Origin of the sequence: Vibrio sp. (genome assembly GCF_038138445.1) — a bacterium.
Lineage (GTDB): Bacteria > Pseudomonadota > Gammaproteobacteria > Enterobacterales > Vibrionaceae > Vibrio.
This window is the reverse complement of record NZ_JAYQDQ010000017.1, coordinates 44,648-55,928: the sequence shown is the minus strand read 5'-3', so window position 1 is coordinate 55,928 and position 11,281 is coordinate 44,648. Positions and strand designations below refer to the sequence as shown.

Annotated in this window: 11 protein-coding genes and 3 pseudogenes; 4 read left to right on the top strand and 10 right to left on the bottom strand. The window is 41.4% G+C overall.

Annotated elements, in window-relative coordinates; all coding sequences use genetic code 11:
- Positions 1 to 53: 53 nt before the first annotated feature.
- The 3 genes and pseudogenes from AAFM34_RS07215 to AAFM34_RS07205 all read right to left on the bottom strand — a co-directional run.
- Positions 54 to 356, bottom strand: a pseudogene (locus tag AAFM34_RS07215) (ATP-binding cassette domain-containing protein); the annotation flags it as partial.
- Between the two features lie 39 nt (positions 357 to 395).
- Positions 396 to 1,295 carry an ABC transporter permease gene (locus tag AAFM34_RS07210; protein ID WP_341661373.1) on the bottom strand — a complete coding sequence of 300 codons (900 nt, stop codon included), beginning with the start codon at positions 1,293 to 1,295 and terminating at the stop codon, positions 396 to 398.
- A 46-nt stretch (positions 1,296 to 1,341) separates the two neighbouring features.
- A pseudogene (locus AAFM34_RS07205) lies at positions 1,342 to 2,126 on the bottom strand (ABC transporter substrate binding protein).
- A 323-nt stretch (positions 2,127 to 2,449) separates the two neighbouring features.
- Here AAFM34_RS07205 and AAFM34_RS07200 point away from each other — a divergent pair.
- Positions 2,450 to 2,581, top strand: coding sequence for a hypothetical protein (locus AAFM34_RS07200; protein WP_341661370.1), 132 nt, complete (start codon positions 2,450 to 2,452; stop codon positions 2,579 to 2,581).
- Between the two features lie 63 nt (positions 2,582 to 2,644).
- Here AAFM34_RS07200 and AAFM34_RS07195 read toward each other — a convergent pair whose 3' ends face one another.
- On the bottom strand, positions 2,645 to 3,424 hold the full coding sequence (locus tag AAFM34_RS07195; RefSeq protein WP_341661368.1) for a transporter substrate-binding domain-containing protein: 780 nt from the start codon (positions 3,422 to 3,424) through the stop codon (positions 2,645 to 2,647).
- 242 nt (positions 3,425 to 3,666) lie between these two features.
- On the opposite strand from AAFM34_RS07195, the gene AAFM34_RS07190 reads away from it, so the two are divergent.
- On the top strand, positions 3,667 to 4,146 hold the full coding sequence (locus AAFM34_RS07190; protein ID WP_341661366.1) for a transposase: 480 nt from the start codon (positions 3,667 to 3,669) through the stop codon (positions 4,144 to 4,146).
- 296 nt (positions 4,147 to 4,442) lie between these two features.
- Here the strand turns inward: AAFM34_RS07190 and AAFM34_RS07185 are convergent, their stop codons facing one another.
- Positions 4,443 to 5,639, bottom strand: a complete 1,197-nt coding sequence (locus AAFM34_RS07185) for a methyltransferase (RefSeq protein ID WP_341661364.1) — start codon at positions 5,637 to 5,639, stop codon at positions 4,443 to 4,445.
- A 59-nt stretch (positions 5,640 to 5,698) separates the two neighbouring features.
- The gene (cysB, locus tag AAFM34_RS07180; protein WP_341661362.1) at positions 5,699 to 6,673 is read right to left on the bottom strand and encodes an HTH-type transcriptional regulator CysB; all 975 of its coding nucleotides are present in this window, start codon (positions 6,671 to 6,673) and stop codon (positions 5,699 to 5,701) included.
- Between the two features lie 292 nt (positions 6,674 to 6,965).
- Here cysB and AAFM34_RS07175 point away from each other — a divergent pair, with 292 nt between their 5' ends.
- Both AAFM34_RS07175 and miaE read left to right on the top strand, forming a co-directional pair.
- A complete protein-coding gene (locus AAFM34_RS07175) occupies positions 6,966 to 7,727 on the top strand; it encodes a DNA repair protein (protein WP_341661360.1) in 762 nt (253 codons plus the stop codon).
- 64 nt (positions 7,728 to 7,791) lie between these two features.
- Positions 7,792 to 7,941, top strand: a pseudogene (gene miaE, locus AAFM34_RS07170) (tRNA isopentenyl-2-thiomethyl-A-37 hydroxylase MiaE); the annotation flags it as partial.
- A gap of 80 nt (positions 7,942 to 8,021) precedes the next feature.
- Here miaE and AAFM34_RS07165 read toward each other — a convergent pair.
- From AAFM34_RS07165 to AAFM34_RS07150, 4 genes are read right to left on the bottom strand one after another with little or no spacing between them, the layout of a single operon-like run.
- Positions 8,022 to 9,881: an AAA family ATPase gene (locus AAFM34_RS07165; protein WP_341661379.1), complete on the bottom strand. Its 1,860-nt coding sequence runs from the start codon at positions 9,879 to 9,881 to the stop codon at positions 8,022 to 8,024.
- A 10-nt stretch (positions 9,882 to 9,891) separates the two neighbouring features.
- Positions 9,892 to 10,395, bottom strand: a complete 504-nt coding sequence (locus AAFM34_RS07160; protein WP_022590086.1) for an ABC-three component system middle component 5 — start codon at positions 10,393 to 10,395, stop codon at positions 9,892 to 9,894.
- A gap of 21 nt (positions 10,396 to 10,416) precedes the next feature.
- Positions 10,417 to 11,010 carry an ABC-three component system protein gene (locus tag AAFM34_RS07155; RefSeq protein WP_341661356.1) on the bottom strand — a complete coding sequence of 198 codons (594 nt, stop codon included), beginning with the start codon at positions 11,008 to 11,010 and terminating at the stop codon, positions 10,417 to 10,419.
- Positions 11,011 to 11,217 carry a hypothetical protein gene (locus tag AAFM34_RS07150; RefSeq protein ID WP_341661354.1) on the bottom strand — a complete coding sequence of 69 codons (207 nt, stop codon included), beginning with the start codon at positions 11,215 to 11,217 and terminating at the stop codon, positions 11,011 to 11,013. It abuts the gene before it with no gap.
- Positions 11,218 to 11,281 lie beyond the last annotated feature (64 nt).

Sequence of the window (11,281 nt, the reverse complement as noted above, 5' to 3'; positions counted from 1 at the left end):
CAATACCGAATTTAAAAGGAAATGATTAGATGGGGTTTACCGCCAGCTTACTTTTCTTCAATCGATAACTCAGCACAAGTCCCCGCTAAAGGATCTTGAAATACTCTCGCGCACTGCCTTGCTCTTTGATGAACCTCTTGTTTAGTCACATCTAAACCATTAAGGACAACATTTCCTTGGATAATTGGTGTCTCACCAGTCACAGCGCCAAGTAAAGTCGATTTCCCCGCCCCATTAGAGCCAATCACTGTTAGAAATTGGCCCTTTTCAACCAAAAGTGACACCCCCTTAATCGCGGGGTTTTCTAATATAGTTCCACGGTTAAATATGACGTTGATATTATTTAGCTCTATCATACACCGCCTCCAGATCCTCAAGGCTACTTTAGCCTTTTGTTACTTGGACATAGAGTCCAATTTTTTCGCACGAATATTCGCTTTGAGTTTGGGAGCAATTAAGGCTATCGCCACCAGCACAGCAGTCACAAGGTTGAGATCAGAAGCTTGAAGGCCAAATAACCCTGAACTAAGCGCAAAAGCGACAGCAAGACGATACAATACTGAGCCAAGAATCACAGCGATGACAGACACCCATATACTGCGCCCGGGCATAAGTGTTTGACCTAGGATCACAGCGGCGAGACCCACAACTATGGTCCCTACACCAGAGGTTACATCAGCAAAGCTATTGGTCTGCGCAAACAAAGCACCTGCAAAACCGACAAAACCGTTAGATAGCGCGAGACCAAAGTAAATATAAAATGAGGTGCTGCCCCCTTGAGCTGAGAGCATGCGAGCATTCACTCCGGTTGCACGCAAACCTAAACCAAAATCACTGCTAAGGAGACGAATAGTAAAAAGTGCGGACAAAAGCACCAGCGCACCAACAATAAGTGGTCTGATTAGCATAGGGGCAGCAAGATTTTCAAAAGACGTAAGGATAGTCTCTTCACCAAGAAGTGCTATGTTGGGTCTACCCATAATGCGAATGTTAATCGAGAAGGCTGCAATCATGGTTAGGATGGAGGCGAGAAGGTGCAATATGCCGCATCTGACAGCCAGAAAAGCTGTCACCCAACCTGTTGCAGCCCCTGCCATGATAGCCATTCCTGTCGCTAACCATGGATTTAAGCCAGCCAAAATTGCTGTGGCAGCCACAGCGGCTCCCATAGGGAAACTACCATCCACACTCAGATCAGGGAAGTCGAGTACCCGAAAAGTAATAAATACACCAAGTGCAACTAGACCGTACAGTAGGCCAATTTCAAGAGCTCCGAAAAATGCAAACGCTGACATCTTCACTCCTTTTGGAGTTAATCGCTAACAAAGGGTATCGCTATTTTTATTGTTTAACTTGAGTTGCACGCTCGATGACAGAATCAGGGATGCTAATACCCAACCGTTTTGACGCGGCGGTATTCACAACCAAATCTGAACCATTAGCGACTTTCACATCCAGTACTCCGGGTTCGGAGCCTTCCAATATCGCAGCAACATACTCTGCTGTTTGAATACCAATCTGATAGTAATCAAATCCTATACTCGCAATAGCGCCTTTATCCACATAGGAAGTCGCACCACCAAATACTGGTGTATTGGCCTGATTTGCTGCAACCAACATACCTTCAATCGCACTAGCGACCGTATTATCCGTTGGTGCATAGAGAATATCTGATTTCTCAGCTGCTGATTCACAGGAGAAAGGTCAGAAAGTCCCGTTACATTTTTTCCTAGCTGAATCATACTTTTGACCAATTTAGCGCCAACAGGATCCGTAACTGCAGTGAAAACGACTGGGATAGTGCGAGTCGCAGCAACCAAAGCCTGAGCCGTCGGTGTTGCAATCCCCACTAATACATCCGGCTTTTCCCCTACATACTGACGTGCGATTTGCACTGCTATCGCTGGGTTGCCCTGGGCGGTTTTATAGTCAAAGTCTAGGTTTTTTCCTTGTATGTAACCTTTTGCTTTAAGACCATCTAACAAGCCCTGACGTGCTGAATCTAATGCTGGGTGTTCAACGATTTGAGAGACAGCGACTTTTGCTGTCTTTGCCATACTGTTTATGGGAAGGATTAGTGTTGCGCCTAGCACTAATACACTACATATAACCTTTGCTGCTTTCATCTCTGCTCCTTGATCTAAGCATTGCCAACTTGGCATGCGCTACAACTCATAGCGAGTTATACACACCATTCATTATTGGCAATAAGTTAGAAAAACTAAAAGATTGAGATAGCAATTGCAGCAATTAATTTCAGTAACAGTAAATTATGGGACGAGTCGGTATATTTGGCAGGAGCACGTTTGGATGATGGCGAATTGCTCATAATCGCCACGAGTGCCCCTTGACCTGACAGTATCATGATTTACGCGAAGCCTTGGGAGATAGAAACCTTATTTGAATGCCTGAAAGGGCGAGTCTGACGGAACCCGCGAGGGTGAGCAAGGTGATCGCAATATTGGCGTTGAACTATTGTTGGGCTTACAAAACGGATGAATGGCGCAGCGAACAAGGCGACGGAATCAAAGTGACAAAGCACGGTCGCTTAGCCAAAAGCCGATATGGAAATCGTAATTAAGGTTTGGAGTGTTGAGTTTCTCACAAATATTGCTTTCGTATAAAGCATATAGAAACTCAAATTTCACTCATTGCTGCTCTTCCAATCAACTATACCGTATTTATTGAGAATCTCTTGAAGCTCTCCTGAATGACGCAGTTCCTGTACCCCTAGGCTGAATTTCTGGGCTAGCTCCTTTGACTCAGGTAGTGCTGGAGAAAAACCTATCATTGCAGGCACTGCTCCTAAACACCCTACGACTTGAAATTGATCAGTTAGACTAGCACTTTTCAAATAGTGGGTTACAACAGAACTATCATCTATAACGACATCAATTCGTCCAGCTTCCAGCATACTAAAAAGGCGCTCAAGCATATTTTCTTCACTACCTGAAATAGCGATTACATTACCAGTACGATTCTGCCCAACATAATCATCAATTACACCGTATGAATAACTATTGATTACTCCTAAATTTACCGCATCCAAAGAAGGTATCCCATTGAACTTCCACTCGTTGCCATTCCGTGTATAGAAACAATTATTTATTTGACCGACGCTTTCTGTTGGGTAAATAAAATCAGGTGCATCACTAACGATCAACCCGACTAAAGCAGCATATACACCACGTTCAGTATCAACTAATTGTCTGCTAAATGGCGGTGTTTTATAGGTTATTTGGTATCCCAATTTTGCAAACACTCTATCAACAATCTCGATACTAAAACCGGGGTGGTTAACATCCAACGTGTCGTTCTTTTCAAATATGTATGGTCGCCAATCACCCGTTGCAAATGTAAGAGGCTTCGCCTGTAAGCCAACACAGAAAAGGAGAACAAGACTTATGGAAATACGGTACATCATAAGGTCCACCATTAAGCACTGTTAACTAGCAAATTATAGTTTTAGTACACGCGCCACTGGTTAAACTTTTCGTTTCTTATTAAAAATTGCTACTTAGTCTCAAACATAAGACTGATCATACATTTCGATTTGACGGTCTCGCACAGTTCATTGTCCGGCTCTTTTTCAGTGAATCAGCTCATTGGACCCTGACGATGGACAGAACCAACTAGCAGTACGGACGAGCCAATATAAACATTCTGATGCTTGGTATTTGTTACAAGAAGCGAGCTATCTCTGTATGTTGGACACTCCTTGAAAAGAAAGGGAACTCTAACGAAAAAGAGCGTATTGGCTTAGTTTCTCGGTTTATCAGGATATTTGGCACAGGACGTATTGATATATTACTTGCGGATCGTGAGTTTGTTGGTGGTGATTGGTTTCGCTGGCTTAGAGAGCACAACATTCCCTTTAACATCCGCATCAAGAAAAACACTATCACCACAAATAGTCGAGGACTCGATGTCGATGGACTCTTCTATTACCTGAAACCGGGAGAAGAGCAGACTCTATCAGGGGCACACAAATTATGGGACGAGTCGGTTTATTTGGCAGGAGCACGTTTGGATGATGGCGAATTACTCATAATCGCCACGAGTGCCCCTTGGCCTGACAGTATCATGATTTACGCGAAGCTTTGGGAGATGGGAACCTTATTTGAATGCCTGAAAGGGCGAGTCTGACGGAACCCGCGAGGGTGAGCAAGGTGGTCGCAATATTGGCGTTGAACTATTGTTGGGCTTACAAAACGGGAGAATGGCGCAGCGAACAAGGCGACGGAATCAAAGTGAAAAAGCACGGTTGCTTAGCTAAAAGCCTTTTTAGGCATGGGCTGGATCTACTTCAGCAAATAGGGCTTGGCTCCTGCAGTCATCCGCTCACTATAAAAAATGCTGCAACATGATGAGTCCACGGGCTGCGACACCCAAGAATATAAGCCTGTTAACATTGTGAGCAAGAGGTGTCGTGTACAGGGAAATTATGGTTTCACGGCATGAATAAAAATATTTCTAGGACTCACTTCCTCAGAGCAAAAAGTCGCAAGTGAGACTTGGTAGCCACGCTCTCTAAGATAAAGCGCTTTATCATGCACCAGCCACAATTCTAAACTGCGACGAAAAGGCTGTTGAACCAAGTTCAAACGCTCCATCTGCCAGTAGCGCTTAACTCCTCGAGCATAAAAATCATCATAGGCTATATGTTTTGGTAGGGGAAGTTGTTTTAACTCAGCCGCCCATTGGCAAAAAGCAGCGAATCCCTCCGATAACATGGATTTCTTAATACTGGGAATCGGTACATAGTCTTTATGGCCCAAGATCTCTCTTAATATCAAGTCCAACCCCAATCGGTAACTCATTTCCAGAAAGCGATGCCTTTTAACTCTTTTCCCCCCTGTTACAGTCTCCTGCAATGGAATCCGTAACTCAGATCGCGAGAGTTTTAGCTCAGATGACTGCCCATATGAAGACAAGGCTTGATAATTTTCATCTTGAGTAAGATGGTAACAACAAGGTGACAAGGTCAGTGCTGGCAAACCTACAGCAACCGCTTTTTCAATCAAAGAAACATGCAAATCCCCACAAGCATGTAGCGCAACAGCATGTTGGTTCTGAGTTAATATAGATTGAGCCTCATTGGATAAAGCATCACCTTGAACAAAGGTCATCGGCAACTTGAGGTTATCCGCTTCTCTTTGACCTAATTCACAAAGATTTTTTTGATACTCAAAGCTCGTCACAGGCTGACCACTATAACCAGCAAGAACTCTGCCTAAAAAACCCTTTCCTGAACACCACTCTAGCCATTCACTTCCATAGTGACATTTTAATGCAGCTTCTCCTAGCGATGTTATCTGTTCTAACTTTCTGCCAGGGACTCCACTTTTCACCGAAGGATCGAGTCTCAGACCGTCAAGATGAAGCCTCTCTATTTGATTCAGTTTATGTGTGGATTCCAGCTTGGGGATAAAGTCACTCAAGCATTGATTTAATTGCTGTGGATCAGATTTAAGCTCTTCTACTTGCGCATTGGTTAAATCGTCAAGAAAACATGAAAGTTTAGAATGTTTTTCATGCCATAGAGATACCCCATAGCAACTGACTAAAAATGGTTCAAACCGCCAAAACTCTTGGTGAGTGGTAAGAAATGAATCTAGTTGTAAAAACCTTGCGTGCATACTTTACCAACTCACCTTAAACCATCGAGAGGACTAACAGGAAGAAAGAAGCTTCCAAATTATCGAATCGGTAATTGTATACCTTGAAACATCTCTTCAATCTCAGAATTAGATTTTAGAGATAAAGCTTGCTCTACAACAGGACGCGTCAGATGAGGCGCAAAGCGCTCCATGAAGTCGTACATATAAGTACGAAGGAAAGTTCCCCTTCTAAACCCTATGCTGGTGGTGCTTGCACCAAACAAGTGACTGGCATCGATAGCCACTAAGTCTTCATCTTGGTCATTATCCATAGCCATACTGGCAATCACTCCAACTCCAATCCCCATACGAACATAGGTTTTAATAACATCTGCATCCGTAGCAGTAAACACAACCTTAGGAGTCAGTCCGACCTTGTTAAAAGCTGTGTCTAATTCAGAGCGGCCAGTAAATCCAAACACATAGGTAACAAGCGGGTAAGAAGCCAAATCCTCAATAGTTATCTTCGACTTTTGCGCTAACAAATGATCTTTGGGTACCACTATAGATCGGTTCCAATGGTAGCAAGGCAGCATAATTGCATCTTGATACAAGTGGAGTGCTTCTGTTGCAATCGCAAAGTTCGCAGTGCCCTTGGCAATAGCTTCGGACATTTGCGAAGGCGTTCCTTGATGCATATGCAAAGACACTTTGGGATAACGAGCGGTAAATCCCTTGATAACATCCGGCAGTGCATAACGCGCTTGGGTATGAGTCGTCGAAATGTTTAACGTTCCCATCTCAGGATGGGTATGTTCACCAGCGACCGCCTTGATACTTTCTACACGAGCAAGGATTTCTTGTGAAATACGTATGATATCTTCACCAGCCGAAGTAACTTGAGTTAAGTGCTTACCACTACGTTCAAAAATCTGAATCCCCAATTCGTCTTCTAGCAGGCGTACCTGCTTACTGATACCTGGCTGCGAAGTGTATAAGCTTTCTGCAGTTGCCGATACATTCAGATTGTGGTTAACGACTTCAACAATGTACTTCAGTTGCTGTAACTTCATTTTTATTCCTGTAATCCCTTACCCAATGCCCCACGATGGACAAACATAGATTATAATATTTAGTTATAACGCCTCTTGATATAAATTGATAGCCCAAGGAGGCATTTGGATGGCTTCTAATGAGCAATTTCTGAATTGGACGAATTTTTTTGCAATCAATAACTCAAAAATTACCCATAGATCAGAGTTTTCGTTAATAATTAGCCTAAGAAACGTATTAATATAAAATAGATGCAGTGGTTCATAAGAATCGTGTATCCTTAAATGCTAGCCAACAAAAGATACGGAATTTATGAATATTGGGTTAATCATAGCTTTAGTCGCCATCTTATTGGTCTTAGTACTTGGCTATAACATCATGCTCCAGTACAAGGTCAAAGTTGAATCGGCCAAAAAGCAAGAAAGCGTGAGATACTTAGCTATCATAGACGCGACAGAAGAGCTCATCGGTCACGCAAATCACTTGCCGTACAGCAAAGACTTATTGGTTTGTCTCAATACCCGAATACTAGATTCGGTCCAAAGCATGTACGAGCTAGACCCCAAGAATAAACAACTTGAGCAGAGACTTGTTCACGTTAAACAGCAAATCACCCAGCTGAAAAATGACAAAAGCGGTGGAGAAAGTACTGCTTTTAAAACACCGAGCAGCGATAAACAAGCCATCGTGATGTTAAAGCTGGTCAAGCGTTTGCGAGATACGATTCGTAGTGAGCACAATAAAGGGCGCTTTGACACACAAGCCTATGTCGCTGAAAATGGCCGCTTAGAAACAATTCAGGTCCGTATTAATATTGAAAACGTTCTTAAACGCGCTAATGATGCGATTGTGCGTGGCCAACCAGGCACGGCCCTTCAATTGGTGAAAAAGGGGTTAGATGCGCTCAGCACAAAGAATGACAATTACTCCAATCAAGCCCGTGAAAAGCTTCAACAAATGCACGACGACCTAGAGCAAAAACGCCAGTCTAAAAGCGCTGAAGACCTCCACCAGATGGAAGACGACCGCAAAAGCGACATGGATGAGCTCTTTGGAGAAAAGAAAAAATGGTAATATAATTGCCAAACTTAGTTTGCCGAAGGCCGCTTAAGCGGCCTTTTTTATTTTTGAAAAAGCGATGACCGATTTAAATAGCTACAATGATTTACTGGAACCTATATATGGGTTTCTTAAGTGCCCTACACCTGAGTCGTGGATAGATGAAGCCAAAAGACCTAAGAACCTAAATACCATACTAATCGATCACCTAATGTGCGAGCTAAAGGCATAGGTGTGCAAGCCGCTCAAAGATATACAAAAACAGCCTAAGTAAAACTTAGGCTGTTTTTAGATGGAGCTTTACTGAAATCAAACTTTTAGCGTTTTATTGTCTTTATGGTAATAATCTCCAACACAATAGTCACTTGTATTCAACTCCTGATCAATCATCGATGTTGTAAAGATAATCTGATGATCAACTGTTAAGCTTTCAGACAATTTAACTATCTCTCGTTGAAATAGCTGGCTTCGGTCTTCTTCCATTCCTTTATCCTCGATATTGTCCATTAATAAAAATCGAGGATATAGATAACTTGGGTCCTCACAAGAACACTTAAGCATTGCCAACCTAAAAGCATTTTTTAGATAAACCATTGAACTAGCAGAAAACAATGCTCTTTCATCGATAGTCACTCTATCTTCAGCAAAATCAAACTCTACATTTCGTCCATCGACAAAAATCTCTTCATGACCTGTATCGGCTTGTAAGATTTCAAGAGTCGCACCAGAAAGCTTCGATTTTTTAGTTCTTAGCTCTCCTTCCATTCGTTTGCGAAGTCTAGTGATATCATCATTCAAGTTGTTAACTTCATTTTGTAAAGAGTTTCTTTCATCATAAAAGCCATACAACTTAGAAAACTTTTGCTTACTGCCATTAAGAGCTTTTATTTCATTTCGAAGAGCACCGATTTCGCTAAGCTTTTGACGCAACTGAACATTCACAACTCTTTGAGGTTTTCGAATCACGTCAAGATCTCTCTGAAGTTCACCCAATTTAGTTTCAAGCTGATTCAAACTAACTTGTTGCTCTTCAAGTCTTCTTTGCTTTCTTTCAATCAAAATCGTTGACTCTGCAATTTGAAACTCAATCTCTTTGCGAACTTTAAACGTAGGATCAATATCGCTTTGTGATTCAGTACTTTCTGTACCACAAAGCGAACAACCAGATAGTTTCTGAACCACTTGAGTTTGACATGCAGGACAATGATTAAATCCAATATCAGATAGAGCACTGATTGTATCTTGAGTTTCCTTCAGAGCTTGAACTCTTCGAGTTAAAGAATCTATAAACTGTCTGGAGTCATTAATTTCAAATGATGTTTTAGCTATACTTTGCTGATTTTCAACATATTGCTCTCTAGCAATCTGTATGTCAGAAAGTAGCTTTTTCAATAAATCATCTTCTTTACTATCCTCACCACCACTATCGGCAGACATAGCCTCAATCTGTGCTTCTATGACATCAATGCTCTTTCGTTTTTCTGCGATCTCTTCATCGATTTCCTCCACCGACCTGATTGATGCCCCGAGGAAACTATGAATTGTTTTAATTTCTTTCACTCGGCTGTCCAGAGCGAGATTCAATCTCTGGAGTCTCACCCTTTTCTCATAGAGATCAAAATCAGACAGTCCAATTAGCAATTCGCCTATTGCTTGTCTTTTATTAGGTGAATCAAACTTGTCAAACTTAAACAATCGGTCAGGAGAAGTCATTTGATCGACATACAGCATACGCAGCAACTGATGCATTGTTATGCTATTTTTATCTTCTGATTTCGAATATGGCATACCAAGTTCTTTAAATAATACTTGGTAAAAACTTTCTTTAGTGTCTGCACTATACGGATGTCGGCTCCACTCCGTAACTGGAGCAACAGACGCTGACTCATAATCACCACTAAAGATGTCCATTCCTTTGCGACCACCTTCAGCTATAACTCTTTTTAACGTAAAGGTCTTTCCGCTTAATCCAACCTCCACAAAAATAAAGCTACATGTTTTAGCTTCTTCTTTTAGCTTAGTTACATCTCCACCTAGTCCATAGAACAAAAAATCAGAAATAGTTGATTTACCTGAACTATTCATTCCTCGTATGATATTCACGCCTACTGAAAATGTTTCATCATATGCGATGCTATTACCTTTAGTAATAACTAGCCTTTTGACCATTAGGAAAGGGTTAAACTGCGTCATATCTAAATTCCATTAAGCCTGTTCTTTGTTTAAGTCCTTTGTCTCCAACCAACTCGATACCATTGAGGACTTGGAAGAGCCGACAAAACAGTTGTTCAGAACCATTTGAATTGTTTTCAATTAATTTGTGTACCTGCTGAGAGTGAAAGGACTCATCAAGTCTTAGCTTTCCACCAACCTCTTTAAATACACCTTTAGCTTTCAAGATCTGAAGTGCTTGGATGTGATAATCGCCCATTTCAGAAAATAGTCTTTTCTTATCAGGTAAGCTCTCATAAGGCGAAGGAAGCTTGCTAAAGTCTTTAATCAGTGCAGCCTTACCTTTCACCCTCGGAAATTGAATCTCACTAACTAGATGAGGGAAAAGGTAAAACAAGTCGTATATCCGTAATCTTAGCCAGTCAAATTCCTCAAGGTCTTGAAGACTAGCAATATGTATAAACCTAAACATGCAGTGATATAGGTCGTTTCTTGGATGATAAATGATCACTTGTTAATCCCACTCTATATATTAATTACCTGTAATTATATACAGTAGTCCGTATAGCTCATCCTTGTCAATTTGAAGGCTACAACCTGCTACACTTATCAGCATTGGCTGGATAATCTTATCCTCAACGAAGTCATTTATATCGTACATCTTAAAATCACCAGACTTAATTCTTGGCGAGATCTCATGCAAAAAAGTACTTCGAATATTAGCAAGCATATAGGTGTATAATTCTTGAGCAGACTTGTAGTGTGAGTACTTCATTATCTTTTTAGAAACACTCTCCTTCACCTCTAGAGCGTACCCAACAACAAACTCACGACCTCCATCAACTAGCTTTTCTTCTAAGTCACGTAACTTTCCTTCAACCTTCCGCTGTAAGAAGTCATTTAACTTCTCAGAAAATTCCTTGTAGTTCGGGTCATTCTGAATTTCTTGTTCATGTTCATCTACAAGCTCTCTTAATCTATAGTCTTGCCTATACATAACTGGAGCAGCGTAGTTATTTGTCACATTATTGTGAGTTGTTGATTGGTCGTATAGATCACGCCCTGCAACATTTCGTTCTGCATGAACATTATCTAACGATGCCCTATTGGAGTTTAATACTGACACCTATTTCCCTTTTTTATCTCTGCCCACAACATCTCCCCCAGCGCTGACATTGCTTATGGTTACTTGATTTGTAGAAGACTTTTTCCTAAAAAATAGAAAAGCTAATAGTAGGCCAAGACCTGTAATCAAAAGCTCAATTACATAAACGCCCAGCCCAGAAAATAGCACATCAGCTTTCGCTTCGATCCAAGTTATAAATGCATCCATTTCCATATCCTTAATGATTTTGTTCAATTTACAGTACACTCCATCACTCAGCAAATATCAGGAT